Source organism: Vibrio sp. 10N.222.52.B12 (assembly GCF_002875385.1).
GTDB lineage: Bacteria > Pseudomonadota > Gammaproteobacteria > Enterobacterales > Vibrionaceae > Vibrio > Vibrio jasicida.
In genome coordinates, this window is record NZ_MDAW01000104.1 from 15525 (window position 1) to 39390 (window position 23866).

The window sequence follows — 23866 nt, forward strand, 5'->3', positions numbered from 1 at the left end:
ATTCGCGCGTAATTAACGCATTGTCACGAACTCTTCAGAGCCTGTTGGGTGGATAGCCACAACAGAGTCGAAGTCTGCCTTGGTTGCACCCATCTTCATTGCTACACCGAAGCCTTGAATCATTTCATCAACGGTAAAGCCGATGCCGTGTAGACCAACAACCGTTTCTTCTTCGCCAGCACATACTAGCTTCATCTTACATGGTTGACGGTGCTTAGTAACCGCTGTGTACATCGCAGTAAAGCCAGACGTGTAGACTTTGATGTTGTCTTTGCCGTATTTCTCTTCTGCTTCTTGAGTCGTTAGACCGATTGTGCCGATTGGTGGGTGGCTGAATACCACGGTTGGTACCAATTCGTAATCCATCTTCGCGTTAGTTTTGCCATTAAATAGGCGTTCAGAAAGTTGACGACCCGCTTTAACAGCCACTGGCGTTAGCTCAATACCACCTTCCATGATGTCACCCACACAGTAGATGCCAGGAACGTTAGTTGTTTGGTATTCGTCTACCTTAATGTAGCCACGGTCGTTCGTTGCAACGCCAGTTGATGCTAGGTTGATCGCATCTGTAGCTGGGTGGCGACCGATTGCCCAGATTAGGGTATCTACGTTTTGGCTTTCACCATTTTCTAGGTGCAGAGTTAGGCTGCCGTCTGCTTCTTTCACCACTTCTTTTGGTACAGAGTGGGTGTGCAGCGTTGGGCCTTCCGCTTCCATTACTTCTACTAGCGTTTCGATGATCATTGGGTCGAAGCTACGCAGTGGTGATTCTTTACGGCAGAATAGATGTGTTTCTGTGCCTAGTGCATGCAGAACGCCGGCGATTTCAACCGCGATGTAACCCGCACCAATCACTGCAACGCGTTTTGGTTGCTCAGCAAGCTCGAAGAAGCCGTTTGAATCGATGCCGTATTCTGCACCTGGAATGTTTGGAATTGTTGGACGACCACCCACTGCGATCAGGATATGATCCGCTGTGTAGTGTTCGCCGTTTACTTCAACTGTTTTCTCGTCAACGAACTTAGCAAAGCCTTTGATAACGTTTACTTTGTTGTTGCCAAGAACACGGTCGTAAGATTGATGGATACGACCAATGTAAGCCTGACGACTCTCAACCAGTTTGCTCCAGTCGAAACCTTTTACATCTACATCGAAGCCGTAGTCTTCTGCGTACAGGTTCATTGCTTCTGCAACTTGCGCGCCGTGCCACATGACTTTCTTAGGCACACAACCAACGTTTACACAGGTGCCGCCAAGGTCTTGAGCTTCGATAAGCGCTACTTTAGCACCGTACATTGCCGCACGGTTTGCTGATGCGATACCGCCGCTGCCGCCGCCGATACAGATATAATCAAAATGAGTCGCCATTACTTTCTCCAAGAGCTTATTAATTTTGTCTGACAATAATTACATTGGGGTGCTGGGTGATGAACTCAACAGCCCAACGGAATTGTTGTTAATTCCATGTCCCTATCATAAATCGAGTCTAGCAATTTCCTAAATGGGAAAAAGTGACATTGCTTATGACAAATAGCGATGAAAGGATAGCAAAGCGGAATAAGGCGCTATTCCGCTTGGTGTTTTTCATGCTCAGGGGAGAGGAAAAGCATTAACCGCAGCAGCTTGATGTGCCACAGCCTGACTGGGTTTGCACGTCCTTACCATCTGCTAGATAAGTGTTGGTGAGGTAGAAGTTGCTAAACAGCTGCACGAAATCTTCCGATACAGTCTTCTCTACCAATCCTGATTCTAGGATGTGCTTTTGCCATGCCTGCATTTTTGGCAGACCACAGAAGAAGTCGTAACCAGAGTGCGCTTTGACGATTGCTGCGCGGTGCAGAAGTGGCAGCCACGCCATGTCTACATTGCTTAGTTCATCGGATTTGAAGAACTTGGTTTCACTAGACAGTTGGTTTTCTGCTTTTTGGAACGCTTTGATCAGCTTCTCTGCACGTTCTTCTCTTTGCTGCTCATGGTGCCGCACTGAGGTAAGTAGTGTTTAGAACCTAGGTAGCTCCATGCTCGGTCTAGTGCGCGTTGTTCGTTTGTCACGCCTTGCTCTAACGGACCGTATTCGTCTTCGATGTATTCGATGATCGCATCCGACTCAAACAGTGCCGTGCCAGATTCTGTCACCATCACGGGTACTTGACCGTTTGGTGAGATGTCTAGGAACCATTGTGGCTTGTCTTTTAAACTGATGTATTCAATCTCGTAAGGGATCTGTTTTGCTTCTAGTGCCGCGGTTACGCGCTGAACAAATGGGCAAATTTTAAAACTGATAACTTTAAGCATGGTCATTTCTCTCTATGTTTTAGCTTGTTTACATCCCTAAGACGCAGGCAAAAAAGAAAAGACGAAGCGCAGACGAAAATTTTTAGAAAATAAAAAAGCGCAACGAGGTCATCGTTGCGCTTTAAGATTCTTGAACTCAGTGTTTTTTTATTCTGGAACGATCCAGTCAACTTTCCAGTGGCCGGTTGCTGGCGCGATCGCTTCTTGTAGGAATGGCAGAATCTCTTTCATCTGGCTTTCCAGTTTCCACGGCGGGTTTATCACGATCATACCCGATGCGGTCATGCCGCGTTCGTTGGTGTCGGGAGAGACACCAAGCTCGATTTGCAGGATTTTAGTGATCCCCAAGCCTTCTAGGCCTTCAATCATATCTTCGATATCGCAGCGGTTTACCACTGGGTACCAAATTGCGTAGATACCCGTCGCCCAACGTTTATGGCTTTGGAAAATCGCTTGTACTACGTCACGGTACTCTTTTGCGAGCTCGTATGGAGGATCAATCAGCACCAAACCACGGCGTTCTTGCGGTGGCAAACTGCCTTTCAGACGCTTAAAGCCATCTTCTTTGTAGATGCTCACTTGGCGATCGCGGTGGAACTCTTGCTCAAGCAATGGGTGATCGGCTGGGTGCAATTCAGTTAGAACCATGCGGTCTTGCGGGCGGATTTGCGCACGTGCAACGCGTGGTGAACCTGGGTAGTAACGCAGGGTCTCACCGTTGTTCAATGTTTTGATTGAATCGATGTAGCTTACAATTTCTTCAGGGATGTTTGGGTTGTCCCAAATGCGTGCGATGCCTTGTTTGTATTCGCCCGTTTTCTCAGACCATTCGTGAGTCAGATCGTAACGTCCCACACCCGAGTGGGTATCGTGATAAACAAACGGCTTATCTTTCTGCTTTAGTGCATCAAGAATGAGGCTTTGAACGATGTGTTTTACCACGTCAGCATGGTTGCCAGCGTGGAAGCTGTGGCGGTAACTTAACAAATTAAACTCTCGAAACACTCTTTGGCTGAGTGTGGTCTGTGATTTTTGCGCGATGGCGGTATTATACTCAAGTAACTTGAAGATGTAGAACTTCGATTCAAATCAGTTGAACTGATAGAAGGATGGTATTGAAATTTCTTTAAGTCACCCATACTTAGTATGAGTAAACAAATTGAACCTAAGTCGAATTGCCATGCTCCAACAGAGTGCTTAGCTTGACTTAGGCATAACAACACTCAAGGACAGAGTAAGCTCTCTTTGGCCCCTTCGGTCATCGCAACATAGAGAAAGGGAACGGAAATCCCCCCATCCATGTTGTCGGCTTGCCTGTGCATTGAGTTCGCTTATTTTTATGCAAATACGAATAGGCAATTACAGAGCCAAAACACAAAAGGAATTATTCATGTCTAATCCACTTCTTACGTTTACGGATCTTCCTCCGTTTTCGCAAATCAAACCAGAACATATTAAACCTGCAGTCGAGCAGGTGATTGCGGATTGTCGTGCCAAGATTGACGAGGTACTGAAAGACAACGCCAACCCAAGCTGGGTAAGTGTTATTGCTCCTATTGAAGAAGCTGATGATCGTTTGAGTCGTGTTTGGTCCCCAGTCGGCCATATGAACTCGGTCGTAAACAGTGAAGCGTTACGTGAAGCGTATGAAAGTTGTCTCCCAATTTTGTCTGAATACGGCACTTGGGTTGGTCAGCACAAAGGTCTGTACGAAGCGTATAAAGCGATCAAAGCAAGTGAAGAGTACACGACGCTGACGCGTGCACAGCAGAAGACTATTTCTGATTCACTGCGTGACTTCGAGCTTTCAGGCATCGGTTTACCATCAGACGAGCAACATCGCTACGGTGAAATTAGCAAGCGTATGTCTGAGTTGAGCTCAAAATTCTCTAACAATGTGCTGGATGCCACCATGGGATGGACTAAGCACGTTGCCGACGAAAAAGATCTTGCGGGTATGCCAGAGTCAGCGCTTGCTGCAGCGAAAGCCGCAGCAGAAGCGAAAGAGCTCGACGGCTACCTAATTACTTTAGATATCCCTTCTTACCTGCCAGTCATGACGTACTGTGACAACCAAGAACTACGTCGAGAGTTGTACGAAGCGTACGTAACGCGCGCTTCTGATCGTGGCCCTAACGCAGGCAAATGGGACAACTCAGAAATCATCACAGAGCAGCTAAAACTGCGTCATGAAATCTCTCGCATGTTGGGTTTCAACACTTACAGCGAAAAGTCACTGGCAACCAAAATGGCCGAGAATCCTTCGCAGGTACTTGGCTTCCTAAACGATTTAGCGACCAAAGCGAAGCCACAAGGCGAACGTGAAGTGGAAGAATTGCGTCAGTTTGCTGAGAGTGAATTCGGTGTGACTGAGCTAAACGTATGGGACATTGCCTATTACAGCGAGAAGCAAAAGCAGCACTTGTTCCAAATCTCGGATGAAGAACTGCGCCCTTACTTCCCTGAATCAAAGGCAGTAAGTGGTTTGTTTGAAGTGCTAAACCGCGTATTCGGTATGACTGTGACTGAGCGCGAAGGTGTGGACACTTGGCACGAGTCAGTGCGCTTTTTCGATATCTTTGATAGTGAAGGCACATTACGAGGCAGTTTCTACCTAGACCTTTACGCACGTGAGCACAAGCGTGGTGGTGCATGGATGGATGACTGTCGTGGTCGTCGAGTGACGCTATCTGGCGAGCTACAAACGCCGGTTGCTTACCTAACGTGTAACTTCAACCGCCCTGTAGGTGATAAGCCAGCGCTGTTTACGCACGATGAAGTGGTGACTCTGTTCCACGAGTTCGGTCACGGCATCCATCACATGCTGACGCAAGTAGAAACAGGCGCGGTATCGGGTATCAATGGTGTGCCTTGGGATGCGGTTGAGCTACCAAGTCAGTTCTTAGAAAACTGGTGTTGGGAAGAAGATGCGCTGGCGTTCATTTCTGGCCACTACGAGACTGGCGAGCCTCTACCAAAAGCGATGTTAGATAAGATGCTTGCGGCGAAGAACTTCCAGTCGGCGATGGGCATCCTACGTCAACTTGAATTCGGCTTATTCGATTTCACTCTGCACACAGAGTACGACCCAGAAGTGGGTGCTCGCGTTCTTGAAACCTTGGCAGATGTGAAGCAGAAAGTTGCGGTACTGCCTGCGGTTGAGTGGGCTCGATTCTCACACAGCTTTGGTCATATTTTTGCTGGTGGTTATAGCGCGGGTTACTACAGCTACCTATGGGCAGAAGTATTGTCTTCAGACGCGTTCTCTCGTTTCGAAGAAGAAGGTATCTTCAACAAAGAAACGGGTATGAGCTTCCTGAACAACATCTTAGAAATGGGTGGCAGTGAAGAGCCAATGGAGCTATTTAAACGCTTCCGAGGTCGTGAGCCAGAAATCGATGCACTACTGCGTCATTCCGGTATCGCAGCATAATCTCGATTGAGAATGAAAAAGGGCAGCCAAGTGGCTGCCCTTTTTATTTTTTGATTCGGCTTTTATTTTATGGACTCAGCGTCTTATGGATTTACGTTGCGATTAATTGGGTTTTGCAGCGAAATCAGGGTCTCTGTAGATTGGACTTCATCAATAGCCTGCAGCTTATCAATCAATACAAACTGCAGTTCTTCAATCGATTTGCACATCAATTTGACGAATATGTTATACGCGCCCGTGGTGTAGTAAGCTTCCACCACTTCATCGAGGGCGTTGAGTTTTTCCAACGCAGAGTGATAGTCACGTGCGGCATTGAGATTAATGCCAATAAAGCAACATACGTCATATCCTAGCTTTTTGGTGTTGACGATCACCTCAGTACCTTCGATGATGTCCGCCGCTTTCATTTTCTCGATACGAACGTGGATCGTTGCAGGGCTAACATCAAATTGTTTTGCCATTTCTGCATAAGGCGTTCGAGCATCGGCCATCAGCGTTTTTAGAATGGCACGATCAAGATCGTCGAGTTTCGGCAGCGTCGCATTCATACAATGTTTTCCGTTGGGTATGAGGTGTAAAATTCATTTTATACGCACAGCGGGCCGGATTCACAAGGTTTTAGCAGGGATAACCGCGAGGTAGCTCTGATGTCATGGAGTTGATGTGCCACTTTTTCTGTTTTTTATCGCGATGTTGTGCAGTGCGATCGTATCGGCGCAAGAGCAAAAAGTACTTGTTGTACATTCCTACCACCAAGGTTTCTTTTGGACCGACTCTGTTCAGCGCGGTTTTGCCCAGCAACTTGAAGATCACCCACTCGATATTCGAGTTTTGTACCTTGACTCTAAGCGCAGCCAAAGCCAGCAGTTCTTCAATCAACTCGAATCACTTTATCGCACCAAGCTGAGCGAAGAGCATTTCGATGCGATTGTCGTCAGTGATAACAATGCACTTGCTCTGATGCAGCGTTTGTCAGATGTATTGCAAAATACGCCAGTCATTTTTAGTGGCATCAACAATTACATTCCTACTTTGCATCAGGGACTAAAAGCCACAGGCGTGATCGAAGATATTGATTTGCTTGCCAACCTTACGCTTATCGAGCGATTACACCCAAAGCATAAGCAGATTCTTGTCGTTAGTGATCATTCGGTCACTGGATTAGCGCTTCGAGCTCAAATAGAAGAATTTCTTGATAAAAACCCGCAATATCGCGACAAAGTTCGTCATCTTGTTCCTGACAATGTCGATATGTTGAAACAGGAAGTTTCGCGACTGAACATTGAGAATGTGGTTCTATTTTGGACTTACTACCGCGATATTAATGGCAATGTTGCCACGGACAAGGATTGGCGAGACATCAATCAAGCATCGAACGCGCCTTTATTTATGGTGCACGATATTGGGTTGGGTCATGGTGCTGTGGGTGGTGTGATTCAAAGTGGTTATCGTCAAGGTTTTGAGGCGGCAAAGTTATTGGCCTATGTGCTGGGTAACCCAACGCAGCCGTTGCCAGCGGTAGTGCGCGCGGAATCGGACATTAAACTCGATTACCAATCGGTCGTTCGCTGGGGATTGGGGGCTGAACAAGAGGCATCGTCGGTGTTCTTCAATAAGCCCGCAGAATTTACCGAGCGCTATGCAAAAGAGATCAAATTGTTTGGTAGCCTATTTATCGTCATGGTGATGGTGATTGTGCTGCTGAGTTACTACTTGCAGCGTATTCGCCGTAGCGAGAGCATTGCCCGTGAAAGCCAAGCGATTTTGGAGTCGGTATTCGACCAGAGCATGCAGTATATGGGGATTCTCGACCACCATGGTTTGCTCAACTCGGGCAACGATCGTCTGCAGTCTTTGCTTTATCATCAGGATATACGTCTCGATCGTCCACTTTGGCATCATAAACACTGGAGTGAAGACGCACGTCAATTGCTCGCCAACTATTTTCAGTCTCAGAATCGTAATGTGGCGACCTTTGAAGCTGAAATTTGGAGTACAGAACATGGCGCGATGGTACTGGAAGTGTCGTTAAAGCCGTTTTCTCAACAAGTGGGTGACCAAGAACAATACTTGTTTGAAGCGCGTGATATCACTAGCCGAAAAGCAATGGAAGACAAGCTTTATCAGCGTGAGTCGAGCTTGCGTAGTTACTACGAACAGCAACCTGTGATGATGGTGACATTAGATAATAATAATCGGATTCAAGAGGTGAACCGCTTTGCTCAGCAGCTTTTAGGTTATCAACCGTTGGATATGCTGGGTCATCACTTGTGTGCATTCTACTCTGACGAAAAAGCACTGTACCCCCGCCAAGTGCTACTTCAACCACAGCAAGTGATGCATGGGGTTTGGCGTCGTGAAATTGAGTATCGTCATGCCGATGGTCATTCTGTTTGGGTTCGTGAAAATATCCGTCCATTGAGGGATTCTGACCAATTGCTGATCGTCGGTGAAGACATCACGGAAACCAAAAAGCTTGCTAAACAACTGGAATATCAAGCAAGTTACGATCTGCTGACCGATACCTACAACCGCAACTATTTTGAACTCGAACTGCAAACGGCGTTACGAGAAGTGGAAAGCCATCGTCGTGTGCATGCCATGCTTTATCTCGACCTCGATCAGTTAAAAGTCTTGAACGATACGGTGGGACATGACGCAGGCGATGCGGCCATTCAGTTTTGCGCTAGCATGCTTGAAGAAGTGCTGCCTCATAACGCGGTGCTTGCGCGCATGGGCGGTGATGAATTTGCCGTATTGCTCAAGGATTGCGATGAATATGGCGCGATCAGCGTTGCTAAACACATTATCTCAACATTAAGCGAGCAGCTATTTCGTTGGGAAGACACGCGTTTGTTCATGAGTTGCTCGGTGGGCATTCGTATTATTGACCACACCGCCGAGACACCACAAATGGTTCACGCTCAGGCAGACTCTGCGTGTCACGTCGCCAAAGAGCAGGGTCGTAATCGCTATAACCTGTTCAGTTTAGACAATGAAGAGCTGCAGCGTCGCCAGCTCGAAATGCAGAGCGTTAACTTAGTGCATGAGGCATTGTCGAATAAGCGTTTGGAACTGTTTGCTCAGCAAATACTGAATTTGCGTGGTGAAGGTTCGCCGCTGTGCTTTGAGATTCTAGTACGTATCCGTGATGCTCAAGGCAACTACTTGTCTCCAGGTATTTTTATGCCAGCTTCAGAGCGCTACAACATCGCGCACTGGATTGATAAGCAAGTTATCACCCAAACACTTGAGTGGTTTGAAGTGCGTCCCGAGGTGGTGGAAAAGCTCGGTCGCTGCGCGATTAACTTGTCCGGCCAATCGATGGGTAATCAAGAGTTTATCGACTTCTTATTGGAGCGTTTGCAGCTGTCTTCTATTCCTTGTGAGAAGATTTGTTTAGAGATCACCGAGACCGCTGCGATGAGCAATATTGATCAAGCGCTTGGCTTCTTCACTCGGGTTAAAGCGTTGGGATGCTTGATTGCATTGGACGATTTTGGTTCTGGTCTATCTTCTTTTGGCTACTTGAAGCAACTTCCTGTCGATATCGTGAAAATTGATGGCCTTTTCGTGCGAGATATCAACACGAACGAAATGGATCGTGTCATGGTGCGCTCGATTAACGACCTTGCGAAGCAATTAGGTAAGGTCACAGTTGCTGAGTTTGTGGAAAACGACCAAATTACCGAACACTTAAAAGCACTGGGTGTGGATTACGGACAAGGCTATGCGATTGGTCACCCTCAGCCATTGGCTGAATTGGTCGAAGCACTTCAACCACTTTAAACGGACGACACTATTCTCTACCTAGATTGTCCTCAACCTAGCAATTGGAGGCGGGTTGGGTATACACTCAGCGCCAGTTAAACCGATTTTTACTGGAGCCTCCTTTTGCAACTGCAATTGATTTGTGAAGACCCATCTCAACAGTCTCACCTTGATGAACTCGCTGCGCGTTGGCAGCTTTCTCACACAGACGACAGTGACTTTGCTTTAGTTCTAACGACAGATCGTTTAGAGCTACGTAAAGTGGACGAGCCAAAGCTGGGTGCGATCTTTGTTGATTTGATTGGCGGTGCAGTGGGGCATCGTCGTAAGTTCGGTGGCGGTAAAGGGCAAGCGATCGCAAAAGCGGCGGGTCTAAATAAAGGAGCAACACCAACCATTCTAGATGGCACGGCCGGTTTGGGTCGTGATGCATTCGTTTTGGCGTCATTAGGTTGCAAAGTCCAAATGGTGGAACGTCACCCTGTGGTAGCAGCGTTGCTGGATGATGGCTTGGCTCGCGCGAAGCACGATCCAGAAATTGGTGCTTGGGTGTCAGAGCGTATGTCGCTGATCCACGCTTCTAGTCATGACGCCCTCGACCAATTAGCGCAAGATAAAGACTTCGTGCAGCCAGATGTAGTCTACCTTGATCCAATGTACCCTCATCCTGAGAACAAAAAGAAATCGGCACTCGTGAAGAAAGAGATGCGTGTGTTTCAATCGTTGGTGGGTGCCGACCTTGATGCAGATGGCTTGCTGGCACCAGCAATGGCATTGGCGAGCAAACGTGTAGTGGTGAAGCGCCCTGATTACGCCAACTGGCTAGCTGAACAAAAACCAAGCATGGCGATTGAGACCAAAAAGAATCGTTTCGATGTCTATGTGAAGGCGTCTATGGCGTAATTCAACTAAACGACTGACAATAAAAAACTTCTTATTACAGCGCCCGATTTGGCGCTGTATTTGTATCTGACGTTTGTTCAGTTTATTGATACTTTTCTCTTGCTAATTCGGCACTCTGACTGTATATCTAACTAAGAATTATTATTATTACACTTTGTTTGATGCAGTCGCTGATAGTCAGAAACTAGATAGCTGGAGTAGTAGCATGGCGAAACGTTTATGTAAGATGAGCCGAAAGCAAATCGCTGAGAGTTTGGGTGATATTCACCGCTTGGTGGTTGCGCCTAAATTCGTTTGTCGTTCTTGTGCCCGCTCTTCTGCATCAAAAGATTCTTTGTGTAAGCCTGCTGCGATTCCTCCTCAGAGTTGCCAAGATAAACCAATTGCCGAACAACAAGCTTGTGGGTTATTGGCAGAAGCGTTGCCAAGTCATTCTCTTGCTCAAGAGGCACCTATTATGATGACGGCTGAGCAAAATCTTGAAAAAGCGGCGATCGTTAAGCGCGTAGTGGAACGAGTTAAAGAGAAAAAATTGGCAGCGAAAGTAGCAGCCGCAACTACCCAGCTAGAGACGCCAGCTATGTTTGATTTGTCAGATAAAAAAGCGCTGAAAAAGGCGAAGAAAGCGGTTAAGAAACACTATAAGCAGCAAAAGAAGTTGCTTAAGTTAGCCAAAAAGCAGCAAAAATTGCTCAAACGTCAGCGCAAGCTTGAAGCGCGTAATGCCAAACTAGAAGTATTGTTACCAACGCCATCCACTGCGTTGATGAGTGCAAGCTCGCAAGCCAAAATGCATTAACCGAATCAACAAAAAACGCTCTCCAGTTGGAGAGCGTTTTTTATTGTTGGAATGTTTGTTGGGTTCGATGTGTTACTTATTGGTGTGTTACTTATTGGCGTAACTCATCTCTACGCGCTTCTTCACCCAAGTCTCGTTAATCCACAGCGACAGCATGATGATCGCGCCGCCAATGGCGAGTCGCATTACATCAACATCACGGTTCCAAATGACAATGTTCACTATCAAACCTGCTGGAACTAACGCATTGTTCATTACCGCAAGTGCACCTGCGTTGACCATGGTTGCCCCTTTGTTCCACGCAAAGTAACCAAAGCCTGATGCAATCAAACCAAGGTAAGTCAAAATGCCCCATTGCGTTGCTGTTGTCGGCATCTTGTCTAAGTTACCCATCAAAGCAAAGGCGACGGTCGCTACGCACAATGCCCCTAAATAGAAGTAACCAAATACTGTGTGCTGTGGCAATTCCACAGGTTCGGTTTCCATAATGTATTTATAACCTACCTGGCCAATAGCAAAGCACAAATTGGCGCCTTGTACGACCAAGAAGCCGATCAAGAAGTTCTCATTGATGCCTGCAAATTTAATCCACGCAGCGCCCAGTACTGCAATTGCTGCTGTGACCAAATACCAAGGCGAGAAACGGCCTTTCAAAAAGTCATAAATCAAGGTGACGTAAATAGGGGTAAATACGGTGAACAACAGCACTTCTGGTACAGAAAGGAGTAAGAAAGATTGGTAGTAGAAGCAATACATTAACCCGAGTTGGAAGCCACCAACGATCATCAATTTCGCGATCAGAGATTTGCTTACGCCACGGAATTTTAAGAAAGGTATGAACACGACGCTCGCCAGTGCGACACGCATGAAGACAGAAAACCAAGAATCGACCTGACCGGCAAGGTAAACGCCGATCAGGCTAAATGAGAATGCCCAAAGTAGGGTAACTGCGGATAGATAAGCCATAATAGATGAGAATCTTTATCAACAACAAAGGTGTCCGCAGTCTAACCAAGTTTTATCGTTGCGCCAATCCAAATTAGTCTTTTAGCGGTACGACCAGCATATCGACAGGCGAGCAGTTAATAAGTTGACGCGTCGAGGACAGAATCTTGCTCCAGAAATCTTGGTGGTGCCCACAAACGACCAAATCGATGTTGTAGTCTTGAATGGTATCGCACAGCTCATTATTCAGATCCCCACTACCCACTAAAGTATGTGTAATTGGATATTCTGCGAACTCTTCAAAATTGGCCAGCTGTGTACGGGATGCTTCCATCGCTTGATGTTGTGCCTCGGCCATATTGATATCGATAAGACCCGTGTAAAGCTCGGCGTAATTCACATCGATATGAATGAAAGAGACTTTCGCATCAAGAGGCTTAGCCAGTGATACGGCTTTCTTAATCAATACTTTACTGTCGTCTGAAAGGTCGACTGCCACAAGTATGTGTTTATAACTCATATTGATATCTCCTTGATAAGGTCATAGTGTCAGATTAGCACTAAGTGTCAGATAATTTTGCTGAAGTGATCTCATATCAATATCGTGGGTACAAACTCTTGCCTCAGTAATCATGTTATAGTGGGTTATACCCAAGTGACTTTAGACCAATCATCCTCGCTGAGCCTGCTCAGCTCGAGGTTACTTGGGTATATTGCATGCACATTAATAGGAGTTAACATGCTGTCTCAAACTATGGTTGAACAATTGAATGAGCAAATTAACCTAGAATTTTTCTCATCCAATCTATACTTACAAATGAGTGCTTGGTGTGAAGACAAAGGTTTTGAAGGTGCGGCTGAATTTTTACGTGCACACGCCGTAGAAGAAATGGAGCACATGCAACGTCTTTTCACTTATGTAAGCGAAACCGGCTCAATGCCAATCCTAGGTGCAATTGAAGCTCCTAAGCATGATTTCGCAAGCCTAGGCGATGTTTTCCGTGAAACCTACGAACATGAGCAAATGATCACGGAAAGAATCAACAAATTGGCGCATGTTGCATTTACAAGCCAAGACTACTCAACGTTTAACTTCCTGCAGTGGTACGTGGCTGAACAGCACGAAGAAGAGAAGTTGTTTAAAGGGATTTTAGATAAGATCGAATTGGTAGGTGAAGACGGCAAAGCATTGTTCTTCATTGACAAAGATCTGGCACAAATGGCAAAAGAAGGTTCATCTTCAATTATGGATGCTCCAGCTGCATAACGCGTTCTCAACGCGCTAAGTAGCGGGTAAAGGACGAAGCATTGATCGTCTTTTTCTCTTGAGCATCATTGAAGATGTAGGGAGGAAAAGATGATCAGTGGAGACACAATCTTATTTGCGCTAATGGTGGTGACGGGAGTTAATATGGTCCGTTATCTCACCGCTCTTCGTTCTCTTATTTACATCATGCGTGAAGCGCATCCTTTGCTTTATCAGCAGGTGGATGGCAATGGATTTTTCACCACCCATGGCAATGTCACTAAACAAGTGAGGTTGTTCCATTACATCAAAAGTAAAGAGTACGACCATCATCATGACGAAGTCTTTACTGGCAAGTGTGAAAGGGTTCGCGGATTATTCATTTTATCGACCGCTTTACTCGGTGTGACCCTACTGGGGGCCTTTATTCTCTAGGTCATCAAGCAGTGCTTGGAATTTAAGCGCTTTTCCCATTCGACATTTGTCGTTAGAATAGCGCCCGCAGAAAGCAAGGATGTGCAATGAGCACATCCTTTTTTATTTGTGGACTTATATACCCAAGTGACTTCAAGGAAAACAACGCAGCGTAATAGCCAGCTCTTTCCAAGTTGTTTGACGTAGAAATCGGGTCAATGACACGCTCCCGAAGGGCGAGTTGCCTTGGTTTGTATACTTTGTTGTCGATTTTTGATTTAGACCCACTAAACCTTTAAATCGCCGCCGCGTCTACAAACCAAGTCATCCTCGCTGAACCAAGCATCTCGAGGTTACTTGGGTATAAACCAATTTAAATAAGTAATTGAGCGTTACCAATGAGTAAGAAATTTGATGTTGTTGTAATTGGCGCAGGTGCGGCAGGTTTGATGTGTGCGGCAGAAGCCGGCAAACGTGGACGCAATGTGCTCGTGCTGGATCATGCAAAAAAGCCAGGACGTAAAATCCTTATCTCAGGTGGTGGTCGTTGTAACTTCACTAACTACGACGTCTCAGCGAGCAACTACTTATGTCAAAACCCACATTTCGTGAAATCGGCGCTATCGCAGTACACCAACTGGGACTTTATCTCGATGGTCAGCAAGCATGGCATCGAGTTTGAAGAGCGCGATCACGGACAGCTGTTCTGTGTTGATGCATTTACCGCAAAAGACATCGTTAAGATGCTACTGGCAGAATGCGACATGCCAAATATTCAGCAGCGTTACCAATGTGATGTACATTCAATTGAGAAAACCGACGCGGGCTTTCGTCTACATGCCGGTACTGAAAACATCGAGTGTGAATCTTTAGTGGTGGCAACAGGCGGCCTGTCGATGCCTAAGCTTGGCGCGACGCCATTTGGCTACAAGATTGCTGAGCAGTTTGAGCTTCCGGTGATTACTACTACGGCAGGTCTAGTACCGTTTACGCTGCATAAAGAAGACAAAGAAGATTTTGCTGAGCTATCGGGCATTGCGATTCCAGCAGAAATCACCGCGCAAGACGGCACCATGTTCAAAGAAGCGTTGCTGTTTACCCACCGCGGCTTGTCGGGCCCTTCGGTACTACAAATTTCTTCATTCTGGAGAGCGGGTCAAAAGGTGACGATTAACCTCGTTCCAAACGACGATATCGCTGAACTACTAGAACGCAGTCGCGAGAAGCATCCGAACCAATCCCTAAAGAACACGCTAGCAAAAGTGCTACCAAAGCGTTTGGTTGAAGTGTTGATTGAACGTAAAGAATTAGCAGACAAACCACTTAAGCAGTTCAACCAGAAAGAGATGACGACCATCGTTGAGCGTTTAGAGAGCTGGGCAGTAGCACCAAACGGTACGGAAGGTTACCGCACTGCAGAAGTGACCCTAGGCGGTGTAGATACTGATCACCTGTCTTCAAAAACCATGGAATGTAAGAACATCAAAGGCTTGTACTTCATCGGTGAAGTGATGGACGTAACCGGCTGGTTAGGTGGTTATAACTTCCAATGGTGTTGGTCGAGCGGCTTTGTCGCAGGGCAGTGGGTGTAACTAGCTAAGTAAAAGAATTGAAAAAGGCCGAGCAAATGCTCGGTCTTTTTATTTGAACAACTTCTCGGCGCGAACTGGGGCGCTAAAACGGAAGCCCTGTCCGTAGATACAGCCGTGCTCATATAGGTATTGTGCTTGTTCGTCGGTTTCGATGCCTTCCGCGACTACCTTAAGTGATAGGGTTTGGCCCATGGCGATGATGGCATTCACAATCGCGTTGCTGTCGGTGTTGCTTGGTAGATCGCTAACAAAAGAACGGTCGATTTTCAGCTTATTGATTGGTAAGCCTTTCAAGTACGACAATGACGAATAACCAGTACCAAAGTCATCCAAAGAAATCTCAATACCTAGCTCGCGTAGTAAGTTAAGTGATGCGATCGCTTGTTGTGGATCTATTAATAAGAAGCTTTCGGTGATTTCTAACTCTAAACGATGAGCTGGGAATTTTGTCTCTTTAAGAATGACGCCCAGCTTAGTAATAAAATCGGATTGCTGAAGTTGGAGTGCCGATACGTTAACCGCGAGCTTACCAAAATCAATGCCGCTATCTAGCCAAGCTCGCCCTTGTAAACATGCTTGTTCAAGTACCCATTTCCCAATGCTTTGAATAAGGCCTGTTTTTTCTGCAATTGGAATGAAGTCTGCCGGAGAAATAACCCCAAGCTCTGGGTGCTGCCAGCGCAGTAATGCTTCGACGCCAACCAACTCGTTCTCACTAAGGTTGTACTGCGGTTGGTATGCCAAATGCAGTTGGTTTTTCTCGATGGCTTCATGCAAGGCCGATTGCATTCTGACATGAGTGACCGACTTATCTGTTAAGTCTGGAGAGTAAAATGCGTAGCCATTTCGACCGTTTTTCTTCGCCAAATACATAGCGGTGTCTGCATTCTTCAACAAGGTTTCGCTGTCTTGGCCATCTTGCGGGTAACGTGCTACGCCAACGCTGGTGGAGATGCGTAACGCTTCGTTTTTACTGACTTCAAAAGGTCGATTGAATAAGCTAAGAATGTCTTCAATGGTGTCGATAAGTTGTGATTCAGAGTCGATATTCGGCAATATGATGACAAACTCATCACCGCCTATTCGTGCAATGTGCGCGCGTAAATGTAGGACTTCTTGAAAGCGTTCTGCGAGTTTTGTTAGTAATTGATCACCACAGAAGTGCCCCATGCTGTCGTTGATGTGTTTGAAATGGTCAATGTCGAGGAATAACGTTGCAAAGGCGTGGTCGTGCTTTTGTCCACTTTCAATGTGTTGCTCGAGAAGGCTAATCAGATGTGTTCGGTTGGGAAGGTTTGTTAGTGGGTCATAAAATGCCATGCGTTGCAGCTTTTCTTCGTGCGCTTTACGTACTGAGATGTCTTCGAACACGCAGATGTAGTTTATCAGATGATTTTTATCGTCCATCACCGCACTGATAGTGGCTAATTGCGGGTAAATGCTGCCATCTTTTTTGCGGTTGATGAATTCGCCTTTCCATTGGCCTTTGGTTTCCAACTGGTGCCAAAGTGTCTTGTAAAAGGCTCCATCATGATGCCCTGAGCGCAGAATATTAGGGTTCTTACCAATCACTTCTTCGGCTGCATAGCCTGTAATATGAGTAAAGGCACTGTTTACATCGAGGATGTTCGCTTTGCGGTCAGTAATCACCATTCCTTCATGGGAGTTGTCGAAGATTTTCGATGCGAGTGAGAGCTGAGTTTCTACCATTTTTCGGCGTGTGACGTTTCTTGTCATCCCCAAAATACCAATTAATTCACCACTGTGATCTCGGATCGGCGATTTGATGGTTTCAAGCCAAGTAGGGTTGTTGTTGTCATCTATCAGGGTGCATTCTTCAACGGTGTTTTGGCTGCCAGTCGCGATCACTAATTGGTCGGTGTCGATGAACTTCTTAGCTCGTTTGCTGCTGAACAATTCAAAGTCATTCTTACCAACAATGTCGCTGCCGGTCATTTGCCATGAGTTTTCCACACTGCGATTGGTCATGGCATAGCGACCGTCGGTACTCTTTATCCACGTATGATCTTCTAAACAATCGATGAACTCTTGCAGGGTCGGCAGCGATTCTGGCAATTGAACTTGATGGCGCTGTTGTTCTTTAAGGTAGGTTTGGCTTATGTCAAAGCTAATTCGTCCAGCGATGGCGCTTAACCAAGCCGCTACCGTTTGCTTCTGTTGGTTTGGATGAACCAAAGCCAGAGCTGCAAACAATTTTCCGTTGGGCAACCAAACAGGGCAGTAGCTTAATGTTTGTGACTCAAAGGAAACTTGCTCAGCATCGAAGTGAGCAGGTTGGAATCGGTCGGTCGCGATATCTAAAATCGCTACAATTTCGCGGTGGTGCTGCGGTGATGTGGCGACTTCACTCAATCGCCATTGATGAGTGTAGCTAAATTTATAGAGCTGACCGTGCGCCTTAGTGGCATCACAGCACTGTTGCAGAGCGAGTTTCCAGTCTGTCATCAATGCAGGAGAGATAGCGAAGCGAAACATAGTTAATAAAGCATCCTGAGCGCCCTTGGATTTGTGTTGTTAACATCTGATTAGACGTTCATATCGGGCTTTGGCTATATCGTATACAAAGCCCGAACAAATCCAAGCAAGGAACACTTCATTAATCGAGTAAACTGTTAGCTAGCTCTCTTTTTTATAAATCCCGTCTCATTTTTGCAATGGTTTCGGATGTGGCTACTGGGCAGTATTCGCTTTTTTTTGCTTTCTGCCAAACTTCACTTGCTGAATGACTAAGCCGCTGATGATCAATACCAAGCCAATCAAAGTGGATGGATGAATGTCTTCGCCAATGATGGTGGCAAGCAGCATTAAAGAGATAAATGGTGAAGCGAAAATTAGGTTGCTGATACGCGCGGTATTTTCGGTCAGTTTGAGTGCGGATAACCACAATACAAAGGTGATGCCCATTTCAAACAAGCCGACATAAGTCACTGCTGCCCAGCCTTTGGCTGTGATTTGGCCCCAATTCGCGCCTTCATAAATACTTAAACCAATCGCAAATGGAATCGCAACCAAGAAGCCAAGTAAGACACCTACCACAGGGTCGGCTTTGTTTTTGGTATTAAGAATCCAGTAGCTTGCCCAAAGCAATGTTGAAAGTAGCGCTAATCCCACACCAAGCGGACTTTCGAATTCCATTCCTAACACATTACCTTTAGTCGCAATCACAATCACGCCGAGGTAACTAAAACCACAAGCGATCCAGTCTTTACCTCGGATTTTCTGACCCAAGAAAACCGCCGCCATTAAGGTAAGGGTGATTGCCCAACTGTAGTTAATTGCTTGTGCTTGAGACGCAGGTAGCAAGTCATAAGCTTTGAATAAGATCAGGTAATAAGCCAGTGGGTTAATCAAACCAAGCAATAGGTAATACCAAGGGTTAGATAAAAATGTGTTACCCAGTTGGTTGAGCTTGCCCTGTGCACCACACACAGTGATAAGTGCGATAGCCGAAACAATACTCGCTATGGTAAGCATCTGAATCGGTGTAAATTCCGCCAAAGTCAATTTAAATGCGGTCGCTACTGTTGACCAAAGTAATACCGCTGATAGCCCAAATCCTAGGGCGCGACGCTCGTTCATGATACCTCTGTGTGATGAAGTGCTGCTCATTGATGCTGATTTGAGCTTGGGTGAGTATGTTGTACGGAGCGCCTAGTGTATGCGAGGATTTTTCATCCAACAAACTGGACATTTATCCAGTATGTAAATACCATTATTAAAGATAAAAAACACAGGCTAACTCGCTATTATGCAATGGATTCTTGAGTATCAATCTCTCATTCTCTCCTCTCTTTTGGCCGCTACAGCCAGCGGCGTGACAGTAGGTTGGTGGGTCAAACAGCGCTTTTCCACTCAAACCCAGCTGCTTGAACAACAACTCTCTTCTGAAAAACAACTTCATCAACAACAACTTGAACAAGTGAAGCAAAGTCTCGCCGATGCGCAGCAAGAACTCGATGAACTTGATGACGAGCGCGACAAAGCAGCATTCGAAGTGCGCCAAACTCACGGTAAATTGATGGCCGCGATGGAAAAGCTGCGCTATTTCGAAGCGGTGAAGCAAGAGCGTCAGCAGTATTTTGATGAGCTAGGACAGATGCGTGAACACAAATCGCGTCTTGAAACCCAGCTTGGTGAGCAGCAAGCGCGACACGAACAAATCAACCAAGCCAATGCTGAAAAACTGCAAATTCTTGAGCAAGCAGAAGTGCGTTTGAAGCAGCAATTTGAACACCTAGCGAATCAGTTGTTTGAAGAGAAAACCGCCAAAGTCGACATGCAAAACCGTCAGAGTTTGGAAGGTTTGCTGTCTCCACTCAAAGAGCAACTGGAAGGGTTCAAGAAACAAGTCAACGACAGCTTTAGCCAAGAAGCCAAAGAGCGTCACACCTTGGTGCATGAGTTGAAGAACCTGCAACGTTTGAATGAGCATATGACCCGGGAAGCGGTCAATCTGACTCAAGCTCTGAAAGGTGACAACAAGCAGCAAGGCAACTGGGGTGAAGTGGTTCTGGCTCGTGTATTGGCAGAATCTGGTTTGCGTGAAGGGCACGAGTACCAAACTCAGGTGAGCTTGCAAAACGAAGCAGGCAAGCGCTATCAGCCGGATGTGATAGTTCACTTACCGCAAAACAAACAAGTGGTGGTCGATTCGAAAATGGCGCTGGTGGCGTACGAGCGCTACTTCAACGCAGAGAGCGACATTCAACGAGATCAGGCGCTGAGCGATCACCTAGCCGCGCTGCGCGCGCACATCAAAGGCTTGAGCCTTAAAGATTACCATCAGCTAAAAGGCATTCAGAGCCTAGACTACGTACTGATGTTTATTCCGGTGGAACCTGCATTTCAAGTGGCGATACAAGCTGACCCGAGCTTGGTCAAAGACGCGATGGAGCAAAACATTATTTTGGTCAGCCCTACCACTTTGCTGGTGGCGCTACGTACGATAGATAACTTGTGGCGTAACGAACGCCAAAATGAAAACGCTCAGTTGATCGCTGAACGAGCGGCAAAATTGTACGACAAACTGCGTTTGTTTGTTGATGATATGGAAGGGCTGGGCGGTGCACTAGACAAAGCCAACCAAACGTACCAAGGCGCAATGAATAAGCTAGCAACAGGGCGAGGCAACGTGATCCGTCAAGCGGAAAGCTTTAAGCAACTAGGAGTAGAAGTAAAACGTCCAATCTCGCCAGATCTTGCTCAGTTGGCGCAGACAGAGTCATTTTCGGAAAATGCTTCTTTAGTAGAAAGACATCCGGCTGAGGATAAAGTAAACTAATCGCCCGCAGTACAGTGGGCGACCCTATTTGTTATCAACCGCCCCGAAGTGAAAAAGTGCTGCCCAAGAGGAATCAGAATGACGGACACAAGTGTGCAATCAAATACAGCGTTAGATAACGACACTACCCACTTTGGTTTTACCACAGTGGCAAAAGACGAAAAAGTGACCAAAGTTGCCGAAGTTTTCCACTCAGTGGCAGCAAAATACGACATCATGAATGACTTGATGTCAGGTGGTGTTCACCGCCTTTGGAAGCGTTTTACTATTGATTGCAGTGGCGCTCGTCCGGGACAACGCGTTCTCGATCTAGGTGGTGGTACAGGTGATTTAACAGCGAAATTCTCACGCATTGTTGGCGACCAAGGTCACGTGATCCTAGCGGACATCAACAACTCAATGTTGAATGTCGGTCGTGACAAACTGCGTGATAACGGCATTGTGGGTAACGTGCATTACGTTCAAGCGAACGCAGAAGAACTGCCGTTCCCAGATGATTACTTTGACGTGATCACTATCAGTTTTTGTCTACGTAACGTCACCGATAAAGACCAAGCGCTGCGCTCTATGTTCCGCGTATTGAAACCAGGTGGTCGTTTGTTGGTACTTGAGTTCTCAAAACCAATCCTAGACCCACTATCAAAAGTGTACGACGCGTACTCGTTCCACCTATTGCCGAAAATGGGTGAGCTAGTGGCAAATGACGCAGACAGCTACCGTTACCTAGCAGAATCTATCCGTATGCACCCAGACCAAGAAACACTGGAAGGCATGATGAAAGAAGCGGGCTTCGAAAACACCAAATACTACAACCTAACGGGTGGTATTGTGGCGCTGCACCGCGGCTACAAGTTCTAAGGATAAGCGGTATGCCATTTGAACCTCTTATCACTGCCGTTATTGAAACGACACTAAATACGCTGATTAAAGACGATCCTGAATTGGATCGTCGTTTGTCACGTCTTAAAGGTCAGGCGATTCAAATTCACCTCAAAGAAATCAATAAGACGCTGACGTTCATCTTCAGCCAGCAAATCGATGTTTTGGGCAATTACGAAGGTCAGCCAGATTGTTATCTGTCGCTGAATCTAAGCGTACTTCCTGAGCTGCGCGATCAAGCCAACATCACTCGCCTTATTAAGCAAGATAAGCTTGAGCTTGAAGGTGACATCCAACTTGCACAGAAATTCTCTCAATTGATGGTTGATTGCAAGCCAGATATTGAAGAGTGGCTGTCTCGAGTGACGGGGGATGTCGTGGCACATACCTTTGTGCAAGGCACCAAAAACGTCGGCGGTTTCTTTGCTTCTCAAGCGGAAAAACACCAACGCCACCTTGCTCAAGTGGTAACAGAAGAATGGAAATTGGCGCCAGCACCGCTGGAAATCGCCCACTTCTGTGACCAAGTAGATGACGTTCGCAGTCAAGCTTCTCGTGTCGAAGCGCGCCTAAACGTACTACTAAATAAGTTCGACTCGGATAAGCCTACGCTGGAGAACTCATGACGCCAGCAGAAATAAAGCGCTTATATCAAATCATTAAAGTTCAGCTGGAATACGGCTTGGATGAGTTGTTGCCTGATCATCAACTGACCAAAGCGCCGCTTTTGATGCGCAAAAGCTTATTCTGGATTAAGAACAAGCACCCAGAGAAACCGTTAGGTGAGCGTCTTCGTCTCGCTCTGCAAGAACTAGGTCCGGTTTGGATTAAGTTTGGTCAGATGATGTCGACCCGCCGTGACCTTTTCCCTCCACATATCGCTGATCCTCTTGCGCTTTTGCAAGACCAAGTTGCGCCATTTGATGGGCAGTTAGCGAAAGAACAAATGGAACTCGCTCTGGGCGGTCCATTAGAAAACTGGTTTACTGAATTTGATATCAAACCGTTAGCGTCTGCGTCGATTGCTCAGGTGCATACCGCGCGATTAAAAGACACTAACCAAGAAGTGGTATTAAAGGTCATCCGTCCAGATATTCGTCCGGTCATTGATTCAGATCTAAAACTGATGCACCGAATGGCGCGTATAGTCGCCGGAGCGATGCCTGAAGCACGTCGTTTGAAACCAGTTGAAGTGGTTCGCGAGTACGAAAAAACCTTACTTGATGAACTCGATTTGCGTCGCGAAGCGGCGAACGCGATTCAACTGCGTCGCAACTTCGAAGGCAGTGAAGAGCTTTACGTACCAGAAGTTTTTCCTGACTTTAGTAATGAAACTGTCATGGTTTCTGAGCGAATATATGGCATCCAAGTCTCTGATATTGAAGGCTTGGAAGCGAATGGCACCAATATGAAATTGCTCGCGGAACGCGGCGTGAGTGTCTTCTTCACTCAGGTGTTCCGAGACAGCTTTTTCCATGCCGACATGCACCCGGGCAACGTGTTCGTTAAACCGGAGCATCCAGATAATCCGATGTGGATTGGGCTGGATTGCGGGATCGTTGGTACACTTAACACTGAAGACAAACGCTATCTGGCGGAAAACTTCCTCGCTTTCTTCAATCGTGATTACCGCCGCGTAGCGGAATTGCACGTTGATTCGGGGTGGGTACCTGCCGATACCAATGTCGATGAATTTGAATTTGCGATTCGCATCGTGTGTGAACCAATCTTTGCTAAACCACTGTGTGAAATCTCTTTCGGTCACGTACTGTTGAATCTGTTCAACACTGCGCGTCGATTCAATATGGAAGTGCAACCGCAGCTTGTATTGCTACAAAAAACGCTGTTGTACGTCGAAGGACTGGGTCGCCAGTTGTACCCGCAACTAGATTTGTGGGAGACCGCGAAACCTTTCCTTGAAGAATGGATGATGAACCAAGTCGGTCCGCAAGCTTTAGTGAATGCCATTAAAGACCGTGCGCCGTTTTGGGCAGAGAAGTTACCGGAACTGCCGGAGCTGCTTTACGATAGCCTTAAACAAGGTAAAGCCATGAATCAACGCATGGATCAGCTTTATCAAGGTTACCGTCACAGCAAGCGTCAGCAGGCGACAGGAAAGTTTTTATTTGGTGTTGGAGCCACTTTAGTCGTATGCTCGGCAATATTGGTGGATAACGCTTATGAGCAGCTATCGATGGCCAGCGGTATCGCAGGTGTCACATTTTGGCTGCTTAGTTGGCGAGCTTATCGTCGATAGACGTTAAACTCTTGAAATAATTTTGTTTAA

18 protein-coding genes and 1 pseudogene are annotated in these 23866 nt (G+C 46.5%); 11 read left to right on the forward strand and 8 right to left on the reverse strand.

Features of this window, described 5'->3' with window-relative positions; translation table 11 throughout:
- Positions 1-12: 12 nt before the first annotated feature.
- From gorA to BCT11_RS07660, 3 genes and pseudogenes are all read right to left on the reverse strand, one after another.
- A complete protein-coding gene (gene gorA, locus BCT11_RS07650) occupies positions 13-1368 on the reverse strand; it encodes a glutathione-disulfide reductase (protein WP_038877049.1) in 1356 nt (451 codons plus the stop codon).
- Positions 1369-1609: 241 nt separating this feature from the next.
- Positions 1610-2295, reverse strand: a pseudogene (locus tag BCT11_RS07655) (glutathione S-transferase family protein).
- 147 nt (positions 2296-2442) lie between these two features.
- Positions 2443-3282: a 23S rRNA (adenine(2030)-N(6))-methyltransferase RlmJ gene (locus BCT11_RS07660; protein ID WP_102387828.1), complete on the reverse strand. Its 840-nt coding sequence runs from the start codon at positions 3280-3282 to the stop codon at positions 2443-2445.
- Between the two features lie 403 nt (positions 3283-3685).
- Between BCT11_RS07660 and prlC the strand changes: the two genes are divergently transcribed.
- Entirely contained in the window at positions 3686-5728 is a 2043-nt protein-coding gene (prlC, locus tag BCT11_RS07670; RefSeq protein ID WP_042604068.1) for an oligopeptidase A, read from the forward strand.
- Between the two features lie 83 nt (positions 5729-5811).
- On the opposite strand, the gene asnC is transcribed toward prlC, so the two are convergent.
- Positions 5812-6276: a transcriptional regulator AsnC gene (asnC, locus tag BCT11_RS07675; protein ID WP_038869962.1), complete on the reverse strand. Its 465-nt coding sequence runs from the start codon at positions 6274-6276 to the stop codon at positions 5812-5814.
- Between the two features lie 115 nt (positions 6277-6391).
- On the opposite strand from asnC, the gene BCT11_RS07680 reads away from it, so the two are divergent.
- The 3 genes from BCT11_RS07680 (at position 6392) to BCT11_RS07690 (ending at position 11201) form a co-directional block, all read left to right on the forward strand.
- A complete protein-coding gene (locus BCT11_RS07680) occupies positions 6392-9517 on the forward strand; it encodes an EAL domain-containing protein (RefSeq protein WP_198593928.1) in 3126 nt (1041 codons plus the stop codon).
- 105 nt (positions 9518-9622) lie between these two features.
- Positions 9623-10402, forward strand: coding sequence for a class I SAM-dependent methyltransferase (locus tag BCT11_RS07685; protein WP_038877041.1), 780 nt, complete (start codon positions 9623-9625; stop codon positions 10400-10402).
- 205 nt (positions 10403-10607) lie between these two features.
- Positions 10608-11201, forward strand: coding sequence for a hypothetical protein (locus BCT11_RS07690; protein ID WP_102387830.1), 594 nt, complete (start codon positions 10608-10610; stop codon positions 11199-11201).
- Positions 11202-11288: 87 nt separating this feature from the next.
- Here the strand turns inward: BCT11_RS07690 and BCT11_RS07695 are convergent, their stop codons facing one another.
- Together BCT11_RS07695 and uspA are read right to left on the reverse strand one after the other, a co-directional pair.
- Positions 11289-12167 carry a carboxylate/amino acid/amine transporter gene (locus BCT11_RS07695; protein ID WP_038869969.1) on the reverse strand — a complete coding sequence of 293 codons (879 nt, stop codon included), beginning with the start codon at positions 12165-12167 and terminating at the stop codon, positions 11289-11291.
- Positions 12168-12240: 73 nt separating this feature from the next.
- A complete protein-coding gene (gene uspA / locus BCT11_RS07700; RefSeq protein WP_038869971.1) occupies positions 12241-12666 on the reverse strand; it encodes a universal stress protein UspA in 426 nt (141 codons plus the stop codon).
- Positions 12667-12885: 219 nt separating this feature from the next.
- Here uspA and ftnA point away from each other — a divergent pair, with 219 nt between their 5' ends.
- From ftnA to BCT11_RS07715, 3 genes are all read left to right on the forward strand, one after another.
- Positions 12886-13413 (forward strand): non-heme ferritin, encoded by a 528-nt coding sequence (gene ftnA / locus BCT11_RS07705; RefSeq protein WP_038869973.1) that lies wholly within the window; start codon positions 12886-12888, stop codon positions 13411-13413.
- Positions 13414-13503: 90 nt separating this feature from the next.
- A complete protein-coding gene (uspB, locus tag BCT11_RS07710) occupies positions 13504-13827 on the forward strand; it encodes a universal stress protein UspB (protein WP_038869975.1) in 324 nt (107 codons plus the stop codon).
- A 377-nt stretch (positions 13828-14204) separates the two neighbouring features.
- Positions 14205-15398 carry an NAD(P)/FAD-dependent oxidoreductase gene (locus BCT11_RS07715; RefSeq protein ID WP_063344459.1) on the forward strand — a complete coding sequence of 398 codons (1194 nt, stop codon included), beginning with the start codon at positions 14205-14207 and terminating at the stop codon, positions 15396-15398.
- Between the two features lie 48 nt (positions 15399-15446).
- Here the strand turns inward: BCT11_RS07715 and BCT11_RS07720 are convergent, their stop codons facing one another.
- Positions 15447-17894: a GGDEF and EAL domain-containing protein gene (locus BCT11_RS07720; RefSeq protein WP_038869985.1), complete on the reverse strand. Its 2448-nt coding sequence runs from the start codon at positions 17892-17894 to the stop codon at positions 15447-15449.
- Positions 17895-18089: 195 nt separating this feature from the next.
- Positions 18090-18998 (reverse strand): DMT family transporter, encoded by a 909-nt coding sequence (locus BCT11_RS07725; protein ID WP_102387831.1) that lies wholly within the window; start codon positions 18996-18998, stop codon positions 18090-18092.
- Between the two features lie 169 nt (positions 18999-19167).
- On the opposite strand from BCT11_RS07725, the gene rmuC reads away from it, so the two are divergent.
- The 4 genes from rmuC to ubiB all read left to right on the forward strand — a co-directional run bounded on the left by rmuC (position 19168) and on the right by ubiB (position 23836).
- The gene (gene rmuC, locus BCT11_RS07730) at positions 19168-20700 is read left to right on the forward strand and encodes a DNA recombination protein RmuC (protein ID WP_042604063.1); all 1533 of its coding nucleotides are present in this window, start codon (positions 19168-19170) and stop codon (positions 20698-20700) included.
- 78 nt (positions 20701-20778) lie between these two features.
- Positions 20779-21558 carry a bifunctional demethylmenaquinone methyltransferase/2-methoxy-6-polyprenyl-1,4-benzoquinol methylase UbiE gene (gene ubiE / locus BCT11_RS07735; protein WP_102387832.1) on the forward strand — a complete coding sequence of 260 codons (780 nt, stop codon included), beginning with the start codon at positions 20779-20781 and terminating at the stop codon, positions 21556-21558.
- 11 nt (positions 21559-21569) lie between these two features.
- The gene (locus BCT11_RS07740; protein ID WP_102387833.1) at positions 21570-22205 is read left to right on the forward strand and encodes an SCP2 domain-containing protein; all 636 of its coding nucleotides are present in this window, start codon (positions 21570-21572) and stop codon (positions 22203-22205) included.
- Entirely contained in the window at positions 22202-23836 is a 1635-nt protein-coding gene (ubiB, locus tag BCT11_RS07745) for a ubiquinone biosynthesis regulatory protein kinase UbiB (RefSeq protein WP_039975930.1), read from the forward strand. The genes BCT11_RS07740 and ubiB overlap by 4 nt, the downstream gene beginning before the upstream one ends.
- The last annotated feature ends 30 nt before the right edge of the window (positions 23837-23866 follow it).